A 19,380-nucleotide genomic window follows, 5' to 3' on the forward strand; every position below is an offset into this window, starting at 1 on the left:
TACGTATGTTATATGTGAGGTGATTAATAATGAATTTAGCAAAAACTTATTCAGAAAAATATTTAATTGATAAAATTAATAAATTTGGTGCTGAGACATTAACTGAACAAGAGTTATTGGATACAGTATTAAGCGTCAAATTAGCAAAAACATTTACGAAGCAGGTTATTCGAACATATTTTAGCGAGCATAAAACGGTTGGCGATTTAAAATATATGAATAATGATGATTTGCTAAGGATTTTTAAAACACCTGATCGCTTAGCGATTGTAAAAGCAATGCGTGAATTTTCAAACAGATACAAGAAATCTGATAATGTTATCTTAGGCCAAGTGTTATCGAGTGAATTGGTAGGTAGATATTTGGTTGAAAAAATTGGAAATTATAAGCAGGAAGTCCTAGTTTGCTTATGTTTGGATACAAAAAATCAAATATTAAATGAAAAAATAATTTTTAAAGGCACATTAAATTCAGCAACTGTACATCCCCGTGAAATATTTAAGCATGCATTGAATTACAGTTGTGCTAGAATATTAGTAGTACATAATCATCCAAGTGGAAATGTACAACCTTCCCAAAATGATTTGAATCTAACAAAAAGATTAATTGCGGCAGGAAAGATTATTGGGATTGAAGTAATTGATCATATTATTGTTGGAAAAGAATCTTATTTAAGTTTGGCGGAAGAAAGAATAGTAGAATTTTGAGGTACGATATGTTAGGAACAGTTCATAAATTTAATAAAGAAAAAGGGTTTGGATTTATTACTCCAGATGGCAAAAAAGATGATGTCTTTGTGCATTTTACAGCTGTAATGACACCAGGATTCAAAACATTGGTCCCAGGACAAAAAGTTTCATTTGTTCTAATTGAAGGAATGAAGGGCTTTCAAGCTGCAAATGTTGAAGTGTTAGATTAATAAAATTATAAATATTTATTCAATATTTATTATAAAAGATACGTAGTAAATATGATATAATCAAAGCATGAGAGTATGCCCGTATGGGTTGTAGAAGGGAAGAAATAGAGTGTTCGGAATTGGAACTAAAAATATTGGAATTGATTTAGGGACAGCTAATACAATCGTTTATGAAGAAGGTAAGGGAATTGTATTACGTGAACCATCTGTTGTAGCAAAAAATACTAAAACAGGTGAAGTTGTTTCTGTAGGTTCAGAAGCTAGAGACATGATTGGTCGTACACCTGGTAGCATAAAAGCAATCCGTCCAATGAAAGATGGAGTTATTGCAGACTATGATACAACTGTTTCAATGATGCAATATTATATTGAAAAAGCGTTAGGCAATAAAGCAAATAAACCATATGTCATGGTATGTGTCCCAAGTGGTGTCACTGAAGTTGAAAAAAGAGCTGTTATTGATGCTACTCGAGTAGCTGGGGCCCGTGATGCTTACACAATTGAAGAACCTTTTGCAGCAGCAATTGGTGCGGGACTTCCAGTTATGGATCCAACAGGAAATATGGTAGTTGATATTGGTGGGGGAACTACTGATGTTGCGACAATTTCTTTAGGAGGAATTGTATCAAGTCGATCAATTAGAATGGCCGGAGATAAAATTGATGAAGCAATTATTTCTTACGTGCGTAATAACTTCAATTTATTAATCGGTGAAAGAACTGCTGAACAATTAAAAATCGATGTTGCATCAGCTTCAGTAGAAGCAGCTAAAGATATTGAAAGTCAAAGTATTCGGGGGAGAGATTTAGTTTCAGGTTTACCGCAAACAGTAGAGATTAAAGCTGTTGATGTTGCTGAAGCTATTCAAGAAGTTGTACAAGAAATTATTGTTGCGATTAAAGAAACATTAGAAGAAACATCTCCTGAAATTGCGGCTGACGTAATTGATCACGGAATCGTCTTAACAGGTGGCGGAGCACTATTACGCCATTTGCCAGAAGTTATTTCCGAAGCCACAAAAGTTCCGGTATTTGTTGCATCAGAACCGCTAGATTGTGTAGCTATTGGTACTGGTGAATCATTAAAGAGCATTGAGGTTATGAAAGATAAATAACTAACTAAGTAGATGAAGTCGAATCGATTTGGAGAATTTTGATACTTATCCTCCTAAAATGGATACGACTTTTTTTAATGTTCGAAAAAAAGCATAAGGAGTAGTAAAAATGCAAAAGTTTTTTTTAAACAAAAGATTAGTTTATATACTAATTATTTTGATTATTGGATTTTTAATGACTTCTTTTTCGATTGCAGTAAGAAATAATCGCCAAACTCCAACGTTTATTCAACAATTTGGAAATGATGCTTCTGGGATGGTAGACCGGTTAGTAGCATATCCAATGGCAGGGGCTAAAAATACAGTTGGTTCTTTTGGGGATTTGTTGAATACTTACAAAGAAAACAGACAATTGAAAGAACAAGTTGAAAATATTGCAGAAAAAGATGCTGAAAATCAAACTTTAAGAAAAGAAAATCAACAATTAAAGGCACAATTAAAATTAAGTAAAAGTTTAACCGATTATACTAAGGTAAATGCGTATGTGTTAACTCGAACACCATCTACATGGCAAAATCAAGTTGTGATAAATAAAGGTTCGCTTGTAGGCGTTACAAAGGGCGCAGCAGTTTTATCTCGTAAAGGTTTAGTTGGTAGAGTAGCAGAAGTCAACAAGACTAATAGCAAGGTTGAGTTGATTTCGACTAGTAACGATTCAGCCAACCGCTTTGCAGTTCAAGTAACAAGTGAGGATCAAACAGTTGTAAATGGATTGATTACTGATTTTGACACTAATTCTGGTGAATTAGTAATGGGACAAGTAACATCTAAGAAAAAAATAAAGAAGGGTTCAAAGGTGGTTACTTCAGGAATGGGTGGTAAAACACCTAAAGGGCTCTTAATCGGGAACGTTGAAAAAGTTTCAGATGATGATTACGGCTTGCCTTCCAAAATATATATTAAACCAGCTGCCGATTTAGATGATTTAAGTTTTGTGACAGTAATCCAAAGAAATGATGATTAGGAGATAATGTGGATGAATTTAGAAAAAATATCATATTTATTTCCAATTGGCTTAATTATTTCAGTTTTTTTAGACGGAAGTTTAACGCAGATGTTTGCTCCTCATTTTTTTACTAATCTTACTTCTGTTGAAAGTCGCCTTATGTTGTTATGGTTAGTGATGGCAATTTGTTATGGAAATGTTGAACGAATTTATTTGTGGAGTATTGTTGCAGGTATCATTTACGACTTGTATTATACAGGTATTTTGGGCGTCTTCACGCTTATATTACCGTTAATGGTTTATATTACCCAAGAAATTTTTAAATATTTTACACGCTCATTTCTTGTGGTATTATTAATATATTTGATAGATATAACGGTGTTAACATTGTTAGATTACTGGGCTAATTCAATATTAGGATTTACAAGTGAACCGTTAACAATGCTAATCGGAAGAACATTGGGTCCAACTTTGGCGTATAATTTAGCATGGTTTGTTGTTTTGTTTATTCCAATATCAAGTTTTTATCGAGAAGAATTTTAATGTTGAGGTGAAATGCTGTGAGTGCAATTGTATTAAAGGGTTATAAAGAAGGTTATGAAATCGAATTAAAGCAAGAAGCTTCATTCAAAGATATAACTAAAGAGCTCGAAGAATTAATAGATAAGTTAAAGCAAGAAAAGAAAATTGAAGAAAAAGATAGCATTTCTTTCGATGTTAAAACGGGAAAACGATTGCTAAGTGATGAACAATGTCAAAAAATTGAAAAGATTATAACTAAATACGAAAACTTTACCATACATCGCATTATTTCCGATGTAGTTGAAATGAAAGATGCGATGGAATTAATCCAAAATAAAAGTGTCCACATTGTTGGAGATGTTATCAGAAATGGGCAAGTGAAGACAGTTAACGGAGATTTATTGTTTTTAGGTGATGTTCATCAAGGTGGAATTTTAAGAGCGACCGGAAATATTTATAGTTTAGGTAATATTCACGGAATTATCCATGCGGGATTTGATAGTAATATTACATCTGTAATTGTTGGGAATATTAAAGGAGCTCAACAACTTAGAATTGGTGATTTAGTTGATATCGTTGACGAAGAAAAAGTTACTGCTTCAAGTGAAACTATTGTATATGTAAATGAGTTACATGCACTTGAATTTGAGACTTTAGATAAATTAAAAATTTTACGACCAAAAATATTTAATCAGGTAGGAGGAATTTAAATATGGGAAAAGCGATTGTTATTACATCCGGTAAAGGTGGCGTAGGTAAAACTACGACTAGTGCCAATCTTGGGACAGCTCTTGCTTTGATGGGGAAAAGAGTCTGCCTTGTTGATTTAGATATTGGTTTAAGAAATCTTGACGTTGTCTTAGGATTAGACAACCGAATTATTTACAATATTGTAGATGTAGCAGAAGGGACAGCTAAATTACACCAAGCTTTAATTAAAGATAAGCGTTTTGATGATAATTTATATCTTTTACCTGCGGCACAAAATACTGATAAATCAGCGGTAGAACCTGATGAAGTAAAAGAAATTGTTGACGAACTAAAAGCAGATTTTGATTATGTTCTTTTAGATTGTCCAGCTGGAATTGAGCAAGGTTTTGCTAATGCTGTAGCAGGGGCAGATGAAGCAATTGTTGTTTCAACGCCTGAAATTTCATCAGTTCGCGATGCCGACCGAGTAGTTGGATTATTAGAACAACAAGATTTGGATCAACCACCAATGTTAGTAATTTCAAGAATTCGTCGTCAAATGATGAACGATGGAGATATGATGGATGTTGATGATATCACGCGTCACTTATCGATTAAATTAATTGGGATTGTATTTGATGATGATGCAGTAATTGCATATTCAAATAAAGGGGAACCGGTTGTTTTAAATGAAAAGAATGCAGCTTCTAGAGGATATCGTAATATTGCACGTCGCCTAGAAGGAGAAACCGTACCTTTGATGACAATTAAACAAGAAAAACAAAGTGGTTTCTTTGGTAAAATCTTCAAGTGGTTTAATAAATAAACTTGACACTATAAAAAAAGTAGTGTTTAATTAATATAATTAAAAGCAATGATTGGAAGAGTAAGTAAGGTTAAAGATTAAAGAGAGCATCTTAATATGCTGTAATAAGATGTATCTTTCCTTTCCGAACCACATCCATGAGCTAGTATATCGAACTTAAGTAGGTATATTCGGGTAGTTTCGTTAGCAACGTGAGTTATAAACTCAATGAGGTTATTTCTGCGAAGAAATAACAAAGATGAGGTGGAACCGTACTTACTATCAGTGCCCTCTTAGATTATTTTTATAATCTAAGAGGCTTTTTTATTTGAGAAAGGAGAAACTAGATATGCAATATATAGTAGAAGTGCTACCGTCCCTATTGAATGGGGCTAAAATAACACTAGAAGTGTTTATATGGACAATAATTGGATCTGTTCCTTTAGGATTAGTTGTTGGATTAGCAATGATGACCAATTTAAAAATCATAAAATATATCCTAAACTTTTATGTTTGGCTAATGCGAGGAACACCATTATTACTTCAATTAATTTTTGTATTTTATGGATTACCATTAGTTGGAATTACTTTAGAAAGATTTGATGCAGCACTATTTGCATTCATTTTAAATTATGCCGCTTATTTTGCGGAAATTTTTCGTGGAGGGTTGCAATCGATTGATAAAGGTCAATATGAAAGTGCAAAAGTTTTGCGCTTAACATATTGGCAAACAATTCGTAAAATTGTAGCGCCGCAAGTCTTTAAGATTGTACTTCCATCAATTGGAAATGAAGTTATTAACTTAGTTAAAGATTCTAGTTTAGTTTATGTAATTGGATTAGGAGATTTACTTCGTGCCGGTAATGTTGCGACGAGTCGTGATGTGACGTTAGTACCACTCTTGATGGTTGCGGTAATTTATTTATTAATGACTGCAATTTTAACTTACGGACTTAAGCGTTTAGAAAAATACTATAGTTATTGGAAATAGGAGGTTAGCAGGATGTTAGAACTAAAGAATATTGTAAAAAAATTTAGCGATAAGGTTATTGTTAATCATCTTAATTTAGATGTAGCTGATGGTGAAATTTTATGTATCGTTGGTCAATCTGGTGGAGGAAAAACAACTTTACTACGCTGTATTAGTGGTTTAGAAAAAATCGATGAAGGATCATTTATTGTAGATGGAAAAGAATTTGATCCGTATAAAAATGAAAATAATGATTCAGTAATTGGAGTTGTTTTCCAAGATTACAATTTATTTCCACACTTAACGGTGCTTGATAATATAACATTGGCACCTCAAATGGCTTTGAAACAATCAAAGCAAGAGGCACAAAAAGAAGCTTTAAAATTACTTGATGGACTTGCTTTAGGCGATAAAGCAGATTTATATCCATATCAGCTATCGGGTGGTCAAAAACAACGTGTCGCAATTGCACGGGCATTGGCTATGAAACCTAAAATTTTATGCTATGATGAACCGACTTCAGCATTAGATCCAGCATTAACACAAACAGTAAAAAATATTATTCTGGATTTGAAAAAAGAAGGAATGACACAAATTATTGTCACTCACGATATGAAGTTTGCCCAAGATGTGGCTGATAATATTCTGAAGGTAAAACCATTAGAAAATTAATGAGTGGAGTGAGTTTTTTGAAAAAATATTTAAAATTAGTATCATTGTTTTTTTTGGCTGTAATTTTTTTAACGGGATGTACTAATGTTAAACAAAAAGCCGCTACTGTAGATAAGTGGGATGAAATTGAAAAGAAAAAGAAAGTCACAATCGGACTTGATGATAGTTTTGTTCCGATGGGTTTTCGTGAAAAAAATGGGCAGTTAGTAGGTTTTGATATTGATTTAGCCCGCGCAGTATTTAATAAGTACGGAATTGACGTTGATTTTCAAACAATTGATTGGTCGATGAAAGAAACTGAATTACGAAATGGCACAATTGATTTAATTTGGAATGGTTATACTATTAATGATGAAAGAAAAAAGACTGTAGCATTTAGTCAACCATATTTAAAAAATCAACAGGTTCTTGTTACTAAAACAAGTTCAAAAATTGACGAACCTAAACAGATGAAAGGTAAAACATTAGGAATTCAAAGTGGATCTTCAGGGTATGAAGCTTTTGAATCACAACCTAAAATTTTAAAGGATTACATTAAAACTAATATTCAATATGATACCTTTAATAATGCTTTTTTAGATTTAAATGCTGGAAGAATTCAAGGTCTTTTAATTGATAGTGTTTATGCAGATTATTATATAGCTCATCAAAAAAATCCTAAAATGTATCGAGTGATATCAACTGGTTTTCAGAGTGAAGATTTTGCGGTAGGTATGAGAAAAGGTGACGTTACCTTGCAAAAAAAGATAGATATGGCTTTATCTGAGTTAGCTCGAAACGGAAAATTAAATCAAATTAGTAAAAAATGGTTTGGAACATCTCAAAATATTCCAATGAAAAATTTAGAAAAAAATAAATAAAAAAGAGGCAAAGAAATGAAGATATTCTTTGCCTCTTTTTGTTTTACATGAATGGAACGAGTGAACTTAAAACAACAGCGCCAACAGTAATGATTAACATTAACCAAACGATAACCATTGTAATTTTTTGAAATGTTGATTTTTTCTTTTTTTCATTTTTTGCCATACATATCACCTGTATCTATTATAGTTATACATATTACTATATCTTTGATGTAATCAAATTGCAAGTTTCTCCAGTATTGAAATTAGAAATAGTGAATTTGATTAAAAATTATGATAGAGTTAATTTATAAATAATCTTGAAAAGGTGTCAATTGATGATTAGTTTATTCCTACAAATTTTGCAACTTATATTTGCATTTATAGTGTTATCATTTTTTAAGGGGGCATTAAAAAAGTTTTGGCCTAAAGATTTACGAAAAAAAGATTTGATGTCTATTTTATTACTTATTTTGATAAATAAATTATCCATTTCTATTTGGAAAATTTCAATCATCCCACATTTAATTTTTGTAATATCTATAATTGGAATTATGATGACCCTATATTTAGCAAGAAAAAATGGAAACATCAAAATGAAGGAATTTTGGGTTAGATTACTGAGAATCACTGATTTAATAATAACTATTGTATATATATTGTTATTTTTTCTTGCAATTTACAAATTATTTTCTTAATAAAATTTATCTCGCAATTTTTATTGCGGGATTTTTTTATATTTTTTTAAAAAATGGGAATTGGTGGAGAAAGTGTGGTTTAAAGTGGGGGATTGTGGTAATATTATTATTGAATAACATGTAGGTGGTGAAATCCTATGTTCATGGGTGAATTTAGACATACAATTGACATTAAAGGACGCCTAATCATTCCTGCAAAATTTCGTGAAGAACTTGGTAAAACATTCATTATTACACGGGGGATGGATGGGTGTTTATTTGGTTATACTCAAGAAGATTGGATAGACCTACAAAATAAATTAAAGAAATTACCACTTACAAAAAAAGATGCACGAGCATTTGTTAGATTTCTTTATTCTGCAGCAGTTGTTTGTGAATTTGATAAGCAAGGAAGAGTTACAATTCCTAAAGCTTTGAGAGTTCACGGAAAATTAAATAAAAAATGTGTGATTGTCGGAGTTTCAGATCGTTTTGAAATTTGGAGCGAGCAACGATGGGATGCATTTACAGATGACACAGAAGAAAATTTTGATGAAATTGCTGAAAATATAATTGACTTTGATTTATAGGAGAGAAAGATGGCTGACTTTAAACATGTTACGGTCCTTTTAAATGAGGCAGTAGAAGAATTAGATATTAAACCAGACGGCGTATACGTTGATTGTACACTCGGTGGGGGAGGGCATAGTGGCTTGATTTTATCTAAATTAAATGAAGAAGGTCGTTTAATTTCGTTTGATCAAGATATTACAGCAATTAATTTTAATAAAAGTAAGTTTATTGATGAAGAAAAAATTGGTAAAATAACTTTTGTAAAGAGTAATTTTAGAAACATTAAAACTGAATTAGAAAACTTAGGAATTACTAAGGTAGACGGTATTTTGTATGATTTAGGAGTTTCATCGCCCCAATTTGATGATGGGCAACGAGGATTTAGTTATAATCACGATGCTACTTTAGACATGCGAATGGATCAAAGCCAAACGCTAACAGCAAAAGATATTGTCAATGAGTGGAGTTATGAACAATTAGTCAGGATTTTTTATCGCTATGGTGAGGAAAAATTTGCCAAGTCAATTGCACGAAGAATTGAAACTAAGCGAAAAACTCAAACAATCGAAACTACAGGTCAATTAGTTGATTTGATTAAGGAAGCTATTCCTGCAAAAGCTCGTAGAAAAGGTGGTCATCCAGCTAAAAAAACCTTTCAAGCGATTAGAATTGCAGTTAATGATGAATTAGGAGCCCTAGAAGAGTCATTGGAACAAGCGCTTGATTTGTTGAATCCTAAAGGACGAATTAGTGTGATTACATTTCAATCACTAGAAGATCGATTAGTTAAAGTTATGTTTAAGCAAAAAACGTCACTACCTGATTTACCTCAAGGATTACCTGTAATTCCGGATGAATATCAAGTTGATTATAGATTAATAACAAGAAAACCAATTTTACCATCAGAAAAAGAAGTAAGAGAAAATAATCGCGCACATTCTGCAAAACTTAGAGTGATAGCAAAAAAATAAGGGAGGGATAGATTATGGCACAAGTAGCTAGCCAATTGCAACAACAAAGACAGCAACAACAAGAGCAAAAAAATGTATCTAACAGCAACTCAGTATTACTACATAAAAAATTACTAATACCTACATATGCATCAATAGTCTGGATTGGATTAATGACAGTTGGTGTAATTGCTTCAAATGTTGGTTTGACAAACGCACAATTAGAATTACAAAGAAAAACAACACAGATTAGTCAAATTAATAATAAAAATTCTGATTTAAAGCAAGAAATTAGTGAACTTTCAAATTATTCAAGATTGGAAAAAGTTGCTGATACATCAGGTTTAACTTTGAACAATAAAAACATAAGGAATGTAACTAAATGAATATGAAAAATAAACGTCCTCAAAAATCACCAGAGACAAATCAAAATAATCGCCGTAATTTCGGGATTTTAATGATAATGCTTATTACTCTAGGTACAATTTTGATTGTTGGACGTTTTTTTTCTATTGCCACATCACATAAAGCACGTGGAGTAGATCTAAAAACAAGTGTCAAACAATTGTACATGAGTAAAACTGAAATTAAGGCAAAAAGAGGGACGATATACGATGCTGCTAATCAGCCAATTGCCGAAGATACGACATCTTATTCGGTTTATATCGTTCTTTCTAAAAGTGCCGTAGCTTATGGAAAAAAATTATATTTGCCTGATAATAAAAAAGATGAAGCTGCTAAGGTTTTAAGTGAAAATTTACCAATCAGTTATAAAAGAGTACGCAAAATTTTAAGTGCTAATCCGAAGAAATATTATCAAGTAGAGTTAGGTACTGCCGGTGAAAATATTTCTTTGGAGACTAAAAAGAAAATTGATTCATATAAATTATCGGGAATTAATTTTACACCAAAACAAGCACGTTTATATCCTAATGGGTATTTTAGTTCACATATAGTAGGCTTGGCAGAATCTGAAAACAATAAGTTAATTGGGGTTATGGGGATTGAAAAAGTCTATAATAAGCAACTATCTGGTAAAGATGGTGTCAGTACCGAAGCAACAGATAGTCATGGTGTAAGGTTACCGGGATCAACACAAAAGAAGCAGGCTGTTCAAAACGGTGATAATATTTACACTACATTAGATCCAAAGATTCAATCAACGCTTGAAACCCAATTAACTACAAATCAAAAGAAATTTAATGCGACATCCATTAACGCGGTTGTAATGGACGCTAAAACTGGGAAAGTTTTAGCTGCTAGTCAACGACCAACCTTTAATTCACAAACAAAAAAAGGTTTGGATCAAGTTTGGAGAAATACTTTAATTGAAGATAGTTACGAGCCGGGATCAACAATGAAAGTTTTAACGGTCGCAGCGGCGATTAATTCAGGTCACTACAACCCAAATGAAATTTTCGGTACGGGTTCTTATAGTATTGATGGACAATCAATCTATGATTGGAATCGTTCGGGATGGGGATATTTAACTGTATCTCAAGGTTTTGCTCGTTCATCTAATGTTGTTATGGCACATTTAGAACAAAAAATGGGTAAGAAAACATGGATGAATTATATTCGGAAGTTCGGCTTGTTAAGACCTGTAGGATTAGGTTTAGGCTCTGAAACTAGCGGGTCCATAAACTATAAATATCCGATAGACCAAGCTAACACTGCATACGGACAAGGGATTAATGTGTCTGTAATGCAAATGATGCAAGCTTTCTCTGCAATTGCTAATGATGGGAAAATGGTTCAACCACGAATTATTGATAAAATTGTTGATCCTAATAATGGAAAAATAGTTTTCCAATCTAAAACTAAGGTAGTGGGACGACCAATTTCAGCTAAGACTAGTAAAAAAGTCATTGATATGATGAAGGGTGTTGTATATGACAAAGATGGCTTAGGACATGATTATCAAATCGATGGGTATAAAATTGCTGCCAAAACAGGGACTGCTCAGATAGCAAATCCAAACGGTGGGGGATATATGAGTGGTGATGCAAATTATACATTCTCTGTAGTGGGGATAGCGCCAGCAGATAAGCCTCGTTATATCGTTTATATCACAGTTAAACAACCTAAATCATTTAATAATAATAATGCTACAGAAAATATTGCTAAGATTTTCAAACCAGTTATGAAACAAGTGCTAGATACAAATAGTAGTCAAGACAATCAAATTAGTAAAAATATTCCAAACGTAATAGGAGAAGATACAAAAAATGCTAAAGAAAAATTAGCCTCAATAGGTTTCAATCCTGCGGTAATTGGAAATGGAAATGAAATCGTTGAACAATCAGAAAAAGCAGGTTCGGTTATGGTTAGCGGATCAAAAGTTTTATTACTCTCAAACGGACAAAAAACCATGCCAGACTTAAATGGTTGGTCGCGTAGTGACATTACTAAATTGTCTAAATTAACTGGCATTAAAGTAACATTTAAAGGCTCAGGATATGCATACTATCAAAGTATTGCTGCCGGAGGAGAATTGAAAAATTCTGATATTATTGAAATTAAATTAAAATAGGAGAAGAAGATGTTAGATATTATATTACCAATCGTGAGTGCTTTTGGGTTGACAATCCTCTTTACACCAGCATTCATTAAATATTTCCGTGACAAAAAAGAAGGACAAATGATTCGAGAAGAAGGGCCAACTTGGCATGAAAAAAAAGCGGGAACTCCAACAATGGGAGGTTTTGTATTTAATATTGTTATAATTTTAGTTGCACTTTTATTCGGAGCACTAACACAAGTGGGAGTAACTCCTAAATTATTAATTATCACGTTTATCTTGTTATTATATGGATGCTTAGGTATGTGGGATGATTCAATTAAATTGTTAAAACGTCAAAATGAAGGATTAAAAGCATGGCAAAAATTATCCGGTCAAATTATTGGGGCAATTTTATTTGTAGTAGTATTGATGCATGAAAAATTACCATTTTCAGTATTAGTGTTCGGCCATGAATTTAATTTAGGATTAGTATTATATACAATTTTTGCTATTTTTTGGCTAGTTGGTTTTTCAAATGCTGTCAATTTAACAGACGGGCTTGACGGATTAGTAGCTGGTCAATCTGTAATTGCATTTGGAACATATGCGATTATTGCATATCACCAAAATCAAATGGATGTAGCGCTATTTTGTATCACAGTTATTGGTGCATTATTAGGATTTTTAGTATTCAATCACAAACCTGCAAAAATCTTTATGGGAGACATGGGTTCTTTAGCTCTTGGTGGAGCATTAGCTTCTGTATCTTTAATGACACACCATGAATTTGCTCTTTTGGTGATAGGTTTTGTGTTTGTAATGGAAACTGCGAGTGTAATCTTACAAGTTGCATCATTTAAGCTAACAGGAAAAAGAATCTTTAAGATGAGTCCGATCCATCATCATTTTGAAATGTTAGGTTGGAGTGAATGGAAAATTGATATTACTTTTTGGACAATAGGAATCATCGGTTCAGTTATAGCATTGTTGGTGATTTTATAAAATTTCAATAAGAATGAAAGAAGTTATATGGACATGAAAAATATTGAAACTTACAAAAATAAAACAGTTCTAGTATTAGGACTTGGAAAAAGCGGAATTAATTCGGCGGAACTCCTTTTAAAATTAGGTGCAAAAGTCATAGTAAATGATAAAAATACTCCCCAAAAAATGGATGATATCAACCGCCTAGAAAAACTTGGAGCTAAAGTGATAACTGGGAGTCATCCAACTGAATTATTAGAAAATGTAGATTTAATGGTTAAAAATCCAGGCATTCCATACAATAATATTATGGTTGCGACAGCAATAAAACGTAATATTAATATTATTACCGAACCAGAATTAGCTTTCGAAATTAGTGAAGCACCTTTTATTTCGGTCACAGGAACAAACGGAAAAACAACAACGACTACATTAATTTCAATGATGTTAAATCAAAATTGTGCTAAGGGCCATGCTTATGCTGCTGGAAATATTGGGATTCCACTTAGCGAGGTGGCTCAAAAAGCAACAAAAGACGATCAAATTGTAAGTGAACTGTCAAGTTTTCAGTTAATGGGAATTACAGAACTTCATCCCAAAATTGCTGTTTTGACGAATGTATACGAAGCCCATCTTGATTATCATGGATCGAGAGAAGATTATATTAAGGCGAAGATGAATATTGTAAAAAATCAAACGGCTGACGATTATTTTGTTGTGAACTGGGATAATGAAGAATGGCAAAATTTAAGTCGCCTTACTGCTGCAAAAGTGATTCCATTTTCACGGTTAAAGAAATCTACTGATGGAGTTTATGTGGATAATGATAAAATCTACTACAAAGATGAAGTGGTTGCGAAGTTATCAGATATCAAGGTTCCAGGAAGCCATAATGTTGAAAACTGTCTCGCAGCAATTGCAGTAGCTAAAATTCAAGGAAAGACTAGCCAAGAAATTGTTGAAGTTCTACATAATTTTTCAGGTGTAAGACATCGAACACAATTTGTAAGAAGTATTGCTCAACGGAAATTTTATAATGACTCGAAAGCAACAAATATGGAGGCAACAGAAAAAGCCTTAGCAGGATTTTCGGGACCAGTTGTTTTATTAGCAGGTGGATTAGATCGAGGGGTAACTTTTGAAAAGTTAGAACCTGCCTTAAAAAATGTACGGGCAATGATTGTTTTTGGAGAAACTGCAGACTTATTAGCGAAAGCGGGTAAAAATGCAGGTGTTAAAAAAATCATTAAGACTGAAAATGCTGTGACAGCAGTACCAATTGCTTTTGAAGAAAGTCAACCAGGGGATGTCATTCTTTTATCACCAGCCTGTGCAAGTTGGGATCAATGGCCAACATTTGAAGTTAGAGGCGATAAATTTATTGATGCAGTTGAGAAATTAGCAGAAAAATTGGAGGATAAGTAAAATGAAGTTACTTGTTTCAGGGGGCGGTACTGGAGGCCATATTTACCCCGCACTAGCTTTAATTGAAGCTGTAAAGAAAAAATATCCAGATTCAGAAATTTTGTATGTCGGAACAAATAAAGGCCTGGAAAGTAGAATTGTTCCTGATGCTGGAATAGATTTTAAAACAGTTGAAATTCAAGGGTTTAAAAGATCGTTTTCTGTAGAAAACTTTAAGACAGTCTATCTATTTTTAAAGAGTGTTCATGATAGTAAAAAAATTATCAAAGAATTTAAACCAGACGTAGTTGTCGGTACTGGGGGATATGTTTGTGGTTCAGTTGTTTTTGCAGCTTCAAGAATGAATATTCCAACTTTTATTCACGAGCAAAATAGTGTGGCGGGAATTACAAATAAATTCCTTGGTCATTTCGTTGATAAAATTGGGATTTGTTTTGAAGATGTGAAAGGTGATTTTCCAGCTAAAAAAGTTGAATTTACAGGGAATCCTCGGGCTCAACAAGTGGCAAATATGGTTAATACGCATCGATTAGAAACAGAATATGGTTTAGACAGAGCAATGCCAACTGTATTAGTTTTTGGTGGTTCAAGAGGTGCTGAGGGAATAAATCAAGCAATGGTTGAGGCAGCAGAAATGTTGCAAGGGAAAAATTACCAAGTATTATTTGTAACTGGGAAGGTACACTTTGATAAAATTTCAGAAAAGTTATCTCAAAAAGCAATACCAGAAAATTTCTATATTGAACCTTATATTGATGATATGCCTGCAATTTTACCAGAAGTTGATGTGATCGTAGGACGGGCTGGAGCAACAAGTTTGGCTGAGATTACAGCTTTAGGAATTCCTAGTATTTTAATTCCTAGTCCATACGTAACTAATGATCATCAAACTAAAAATGCGATGAGTTTAGTTAATCAAAACGCGGCATTAATGATTAAGGAAAAAGATTTATCAGGAAAAGTTTTAATTTCTGAAATTGATTCTATTTTGACATCAGTAGAGCAAAGAAATCAAATGGTAGCTAATGCTAAAAAAGCAGGGGTTGCTGATGCCGCAGATAAGGTTATTAGTGTATTAGAAGATATAATTAAGAAATAATAAGAAGAGGTGTGTTGTGTTTAAGAATAGTAAAATAAATTCAAAAAAGAAACGTGATATTGATTTGAATGAATTGACACCATGGGAAAGACAACAACTTCTTAGAAAAGAAAAAATTAAGCAAAATACGACTTCTAAAAAAAAGCCAAAAAAACGAATGACATCTAATTTAGTCCGCTTCAATTCAACTAAAAGAAAACGATTAGCAAAAAATACCACGATTTTATTAGGTATCTTTACAATTTTATTAATATTGTCAGGATACTTAATTTCTCCATTAAGTCGGGTAAAGAATGTTAAGTTGACAGGAGTTGATGAGCCAAGCAAAGAAGCTATCCTTCAAGCGAGTGGCATTCATGATGGCGAATCACGATATGCGGTGTTGCTTCAAGAAAAGAAAATAATACGAAAAATTAAAAGTGAAGTTAATACAGTAAAAAGCGCAAATATTAGTATGGAGCATAATGAAATAAAAATTTCAATTACGCAATATCGTATCAGCGGTTACCTTAAAGAAAAAGGTAAGTACTACAAAATATCATATCGCGGAGATATTGATAAAAATCCACAAGATAATGTAAATAATAATTTACCGGTATTTGTTGGTTTTAAAAAGCGAAGTGATATTGTAAAATGTGCCCAAGAATTAGGAAAACTACAACCCAAAATTAATCGTTTAATTTCAGAAGTACACTATGTACCAACTAAATTAAATTCAAAAAGAGTTCGATTAATTATGAATGATGGAAATGAAGTGCTAGGGAATTTAAACAAGTTATCTGTAGCAATGCCATATTACCCAAGTATGTCAAAAAGTATGAAAGAAAAAGGAATTATTGACATTCAAGTCGGTGCATATTCATATCCTTACTCAGATAAAAAATAAAATCTATGGATTACGTAGCACAATTCAATATTTGTGTGGTAAAATTTATATATTGAACTAATTATGCAAAAAATGAGTAAAAGCAATGAGAAAAGATAGGGAGGTTGGTTAAAATGGAAGGTTCTGAAATCTATGTGGGATTAGACATTGGAACTACTTCAATAAAAGTAATTATTGCAGAACACGTTAAGGGTCAGGTTAATATTATCGGTTACGGTAATACAAAATCTGAAGGCTTAAATCGTGGTGTAATAGTAGATATTGATCAAGTAGTAGCAACAATTAAAGATGCAGTAAAACAAGCTGAACAAAAGGCAAGCTTATCAGTAGAGAAGGTGACAGTTGGAATCCCAGCCAACTTATTACAAATTGAAAAGTGTCACGGAATGGTATCGGTAAGTAATGATAATGGAAGTGCTAGAGAAATTACGGAAGAAGATGTTTTCCAAGTTACGCAAGCAGCTTTAGTTCAAAACTTGCCACCAGAACGTGATGTAATTGATATTGTACCTGATGAATTTATTGTTGATGGATTCGATGGTATTAAAGATCCACGCGGAATGGTTGGCGTGCGTATGGAAATGCACGCAATTATGTATACTGGTCCTAAAACTATTTTACATAATATTAAGAAATGTATTGAACGTGCTGGGTTAAAAGTTGATGGAACGGTCGTAGCCCCATTAGCAACTGCCAAATTAGCAATGACAGATGCAGAACAAGATTTCGGTTCAATTTTAGTTGATTTAGGTGGTGGCCAAACAACAGCTGCCGTCATCCACGATCACAAGTTGAAGTATACTTATGTAGATCAAGAAGGTGGCGACTATGTTACTCGTGATATTTCTGTTGTATTGAATACTTCAATTGAAAGTGCTGAAAATTTGAAACGTACTTATGGTTATGCAATGGCTAATTTAACATCTTCTGAAGATGTATTTCCAGTACAAGTAGTAGGAAAGCAAGAACCAGAGCAAATCTCAGAAGAATATTTAGCTGAAATTATTGAAGCACGTTTAAGACAAGTATTCATGAAGATGAACCATGCTTTAAGTGATGTATCTGCGTTAGACTTACCTGGCGGAATTATTTTGACTGGTGGAATGGCTGCGTTACCTGGGATTAAGGAATTAGCTGAAGAAATTTTTGGGGTAAATGTTAAAGTATATATTCCTCAAGAAATGAATTTAAGATTCCCTTCGTTTGCACAAGTAATTGGATTAGTAGGATATGTTACAAAACAATCAGAAATTGAAAAACTTGTAAAAGAAAGCCAAGAAAACGACATTGAAAGCGTACAACAGTTTAAGTATAATACTAAAGTAGAAAGCAACAACGCAGAAGAAGTTGCTCCAAAAGCAGGTATAAGACTTTATACTGGATCTAACAACAAAAAAGAAACAAATGAATCAGTTTCACAAGTTAAAGAAGAAATTAAGCGTCCAAAAGTAAAAGATGAAAAGCCTAAAAATAAAGGTGAAGGATTTATTCAATCTGTGGGCAATTTTATAAGTAAATATTTTGATTAATAAACAAATGGAGGAGAAGTAAATGGAAATTTCTTTAGATACAGAAAAAAATGACAATGCAAAAATTAAAGTAATTGGTGTAGGGGGCGCAGGTGGAAACGCTGTAAACCGTATGATTGCTGATGACGTAAAAGGTGTAGAATTCATAGTAGCAAATACTGATGTCCAAGCATTAAAAGATTCAAATGCTGAAACAAAAATTCAATTAGGTCCTAAATTAACAAGAGGTTTAGGTGCAGGTTCAAATCCAGAAATTGGTAATAAATCTGCTAAAGAAAGTGAAGAAGCAATTGCAGAAGCTCTTCAAGGCGCAGATATGATTTTTGTTACTGCCGGAATGGGTGGCGGTACTGGTACAGGTGCTGCACCAGTAATTGCCAAAATCGCTAAAGACCAAGGGGCATTGACTGTTGGTGTTGTAACACGTCCATTTAGTTTTGAAGGACCAAAGCGTGCTCGTTTTGCGGCTGAAGGTGTTGCACAAATGAAAGAACACGTTGATACATTGGTTATCATTGCAAATAATAAGTTATTAGAAATTGTTGATAAAAAGACACCAATGTTACAAGCATTCCAAGAAGCTGATAACGTATTACGTCAAGGGGTACAAGGTATTTCTGACTTAATTACTGCTCCAGGATACATTAACTTGGACTTTGCTGATGTTAAAACTCTTATGGAAAACCAAGGTTCAGCTCTTATGGGAATTGGAACTGCGAACGGTGAAAATAGAACAGTAGAAGCAACTAAGAAAGCTATTTCATCACCATTGCTTGAAGTTTCAATTGATGGTGCTGAACAAGTTATTATTAACATTACTGGTGGACCAGACTTAGGATTATTTGAAGCACAAGAAGCATCTGAAATCGTTGCACAAGCAGCAACATCAGATGTTAATATTATGTTTGGTACTTCAATTAATGAAGATTTAGGCGACTCAGTAGTTGTTACAGTTATCGCTACAGGTATTGATAAGAAAAAAACTGAAGGGCCAAAACGAAATCGCTCAGCGCGTATGACTATGGACAATCAACAACCAGCAGAACCAAGAATTCAAAATGATCCGCTAAATGATTGGGATGCAAATCGTGAAATGAATCGTAATGTTGCTCCACAACAAGAAAGAGCTAATGAATTTGGAAATATGGAACGCCAAGATTTCAATATTTTCCAAGCTGATTCATCACAAGACACAAATAGTGACGATGATGGTTTAAATACTCCTCCATTCTTACGTCACCGTCGTAACTAAAATTCATAAGAGATTGGAGAAA

The 19,380-nt window shown here is 33.1% G+C and carries 22 protein-coding genes and 1 other annotated feature; of the genes, 21 read left to right on the forward strand and 1 reads right to left on the reverse strand.

Annotated elements, in window-relative coordinates; all coding sequences use genetic code 11:
* Window positions 1-29: 29 nt before the first annotated feature.
* From radC to JCM14209_RS00230, 10 genes are all read left to right on the forward strand, one after another.
* Window positions 30-707 carry a RadC family protein gene (radC, locus tag JCM14209_RS00185; RefSeq protein WP_025021632.1) on the forward strand — a complete coding sequence of 226 codons (678 nt, stop codon included), beginning with the start codon at window positions 30-32 and terminating at the stop codon, window positions 705-707.
* 8 nt (window positions 708-715) lie between these two features.
* On the forward strand, window positions 716-919 hold the full coding sequence (locus JCM14209_RS00190; protein ID WP_025021633.1) for a cold-shock protein: 204 nt from the start codon (window positions 716-718) through the stop codon (window positions 917-919).
* Window positions 920-1,028: 109 nt separating this feature from the next.
* Window positions 1,029-2,033 (forward strand): rod shape-determining protein, encoded by a 1,005-nt coding sequence (locus tag JCM14209_RS00195; protein WP_025021634.1) that lies wholly within the window; start codon window positions 1,029-1,031, stop codon window positions 2,031-2,033.
* Window positions 2,034-2,142: 109 nt separating this feature from the next.
* Entirely contained in the window at window positions 2,143-2,997 is an 855-nt protein-coding gene (gene mreC, locus JCM14209_RS00200; RefSeq protein ID WP_025021635.1) for a rod shape-determining protein MreC, read from the forward strand.
* A 12-nt stretch (window positions 2,998-3,009) separates the two neighbouring features.
* Window positions 3,010-3,522: a rod shape-determining protein MreD gene (mreD, locus tag JCM14209_RS00205; protein ID WP_025021636.1), complete on the forward strand. Its 513-nt coding sequence runs from the start codon at window positions 3,010-3,012 to the stop codon at window positions 3,520-3,522.
* Between the two features lie 17 nt (window positions 3,523-3,539).
* Window positions 3,540-4,211, forward strand: coding sequence for a septum site-determining protein MinC (locus tag JCM14209_RS00210; RefSeq protein ID WP_025021637.1), 672 nt, complete (start codon window positions 3,540-3,542; stop codon window positions 4,209-4,211).
* 2 nt (window positions 4,212-4,213) lie between these two features.
* Window positions 4,214-5,017 (forward strand): septum site-determining protein MinD, encoded by an 804-nt coding sequence (minD, locus tag JCM14209_RS00215; protein WP_025021638.1) that lies wholly within the window; start codon window positions 4,214-4,216, stop codon window positions 5,015-5,017.
* Between the two features lie 39 nt (window positions 5,018-5,056).
* Window positions 5,057-5,292 (forward strand) — a binding site (T-box leader).
* Between the two features lie 53 nt (window positions 5,293-5,345).
* Window positions 5,346-5,987 (forward strand): amino acid ABC transporter permease, encoded by a 642-nt coding sequence (locus JCM14209_RS00220; protein WP_025021639.1) that lies wholly within the window; start codon window positions 5,346-5,348, stop codon window positions 5,985-5,987.
* Window positions 5,988-5,999: 12 nt separating this feature from the next.
* The gene (locus tag JCM14209_RS00225; RefSeq protein WP_025021640.1) at window positions 6,000-6,638 is read left to right on the forward strand and encodes an amino acid ABC transporter ATP-binding protein; all 639 of its coding nucleotides are present in this window, start codon (window positions 6,000-6,002) and stop codon (window positions 6,636-6,638) included.
* The gene (locus JCM14209_RS00230; protein WP_035519650.1) at window positions 6,638-7,498 is read left to right on the forward strand and encodes an amino acid ABC transporter substrate-binding protein; all 861 of its coding nucleotides are present in this window, start codon (window positions 6,638-6,640) and stop codon (window positions 7,496-7,498) included. Before JCM14209_RS00225 ends, JCM14209_RS00230 begins: the two co-directional genes overlap by 1 nt.
* Window positions 7,499-7,541: 43 nt before the next feature.
* On the opposite strand, the gene JCM14209_RS09810 is transcribed toward JCM14209_RS00230, so the two are convergent.
* Entirely contained in the window at window positions 7,542-7,664 is a 123-nt protein-coding gene (locus JCM14209_RS09810; RefSeq protein ID WP_025021642.1) for a DUF4044 domain-containing protein, read from the reverse strand.
* A gap of 154 nt (window positions 7,665-7,818) precedes the next feature.
* Between JCM14209_RS09810 and JCM14209_RS00240 the strand changes: the two genes are divergently transcribed.
* From JCM14209_RS00240 to ftsZ, 11 genes are all read left to right on the forward strand, one after another.
* On the forward strand, window positions 7,819-8,178 hold the full coding sequence (locus JCM14209_RS00240; protein WP_025021643.1) for a DUF3397 family protein: 360 nt from the start codon (window positions 7,819-7,821) through the stop codon (window positions 8,176-8,178).
* A gap of 137 nt (window positions 8,179-8,315) precedes the next feature.
* Window positions 8,316-8,747 carry a division/cell wall cluster transcriptional repressor MraZ gene (mraZ, locus tag JCM14209_RS00245; protein WP_025021644.1) on the forward strand — a complete coding sequence of 144 codons (432 nt, stop codon included), beginning with the start codon at window positions 8,316-8,318 and terminating at the stop codon, window positions 8,745-8,747.
* A gap of 9 nt (window positions 8,748-8,756) precedes the next feature.
* Window positions 8,757-9,701, forward strand: coding sequence for a 16S rRNA (cytosine(1402)-N(4))-methyltransferase RsmH (rsmH, locus tag JCM14209_RS00250; RefSeq protein ID WP_025021645.1), 945 nt, complete (start codon window positions 8,757-8,759; stop codon window positions 9,699-9,701).
* 14 nt (window positions 9,702-9,715) lie between these two features.
* Window positions 9,716-10,066 carry a cell division protein FtsL gene (gene ftsL / locus JCM14209_RS00255; RefSeq protein ID WP_025021646.1) on the forward strand — a complete coding sequence of 117 codons (351 nt, stop codon included), beginning with the start codon at window positions 9,716-9,718 and terminating at the stop codon, window positions 10,064-10,066.
* A 71-nt stretch (window positions 10,067-10,137) separates the two neighbouring features.
* A complete protein-coding gene (locus JCM14209_RS00260) occupies window positions 10,138-12,213 on the forward strand; it encodes a penicillin-binding transpeptidase domain-containing protein (protein WP_420806407.1) in 2,076 nt (691 codons plus the stop codon).
* Window positions 12,214-12,222: 9 nt separating this feature from the next.
* Window positions 12,223-13,185: a phospho-N-acetylmuramoyl-pentapeptide-transferase gene (gene mraY / locus JCM14209_RS00265; RefSeq protein WP_025021648.1), complete on the forward strand. Its 963-nt coding sequence runs from the start codon at window positions 12,223-12,225 to the stop codon at window positions 13,183-13,185.
* Between the two features lie 33 nt (window positions 13,186-13,218).
* The gene (murD, locus tag JCM14209_RS00270) at window positions 13,219-14,592 is read left to right on the forward strand and encodes a UDP-N-acetylmuramoyl-L-alanine--D-glutamate ligase (protein ID WP_025021649.1); all 1,374 of its coding nucleotides are present in this window, start codon (window positions 13,219-13,221) and stop codon (window positions 14,590-14,592) included.
* Window position 14,593: 1 nt separating this feature from the next.
* Window positions 14,594-15,691, forward strand: coding sequence for an undecaprenyldiphospho-muramoylpentapeptide beta-N-acetylglucosaminyltransferase (gene murG, locus JCM14209_RS00275; RefSeq protein WP_025021650.1), 1,098 nt, complete (start codon window positions 14,594-14,596; stop codon window positions 15,689-15,691).
* Window positions 15,692-15,707: 16 nt separating this feature from the next.
* On the forward strand, window positions 15,708-16,577 hold the full coding sequence (locus JCM14209_RS00280) for a cell division protein FtsQ/DivIB (protein WP_025021651.1): 870 nt from the start codon (window positions 15,708-15,710) through the stop codon (window positions 16,575-16,577).
* Window positions 16,578-16,690: 113 nt separating this feature from the next.
* Window positions 16,691-18,106, forward strand: coding sequence for a cell division protein FtsA (gene ftsA / locus JCM14209_RS00285; RefSeq protein WP_025021652.1), 1,416 nt, complete (start codon window positions 16,691-16,693; stop codon window positions 18,104-18,106).
* A gap of 22 nt (window positions 18,107-18,128) precedes the next feature.
* The gene (ftsZ, locus tag JCM14209_RS00290) at window positions 18,129-19,358 is read left to right on the forward strand and encodes a cell division protein FtsZ (protein ID WP_025021653.1); all 1,230 of its coding nucleotides are present in this window, start codon (window positions 18,129-18,131) and stop codon (window positions 19,356-19,358) included.
* The last annotated feature ends 22 nt before the right edge of the window (window positions 19,359-19,380 follow it).

The organism is Ligilactobacillus hayakitensis DSM 18933 = JCM 14209 (assembly GCF_000615845.1).
Lineage (GTDB): Bacteria > Bacillota > Bacilli > Lactobacillales > Lactobacillaceae > Ligilactobacillus > Ligilactobacillus hayakitensis.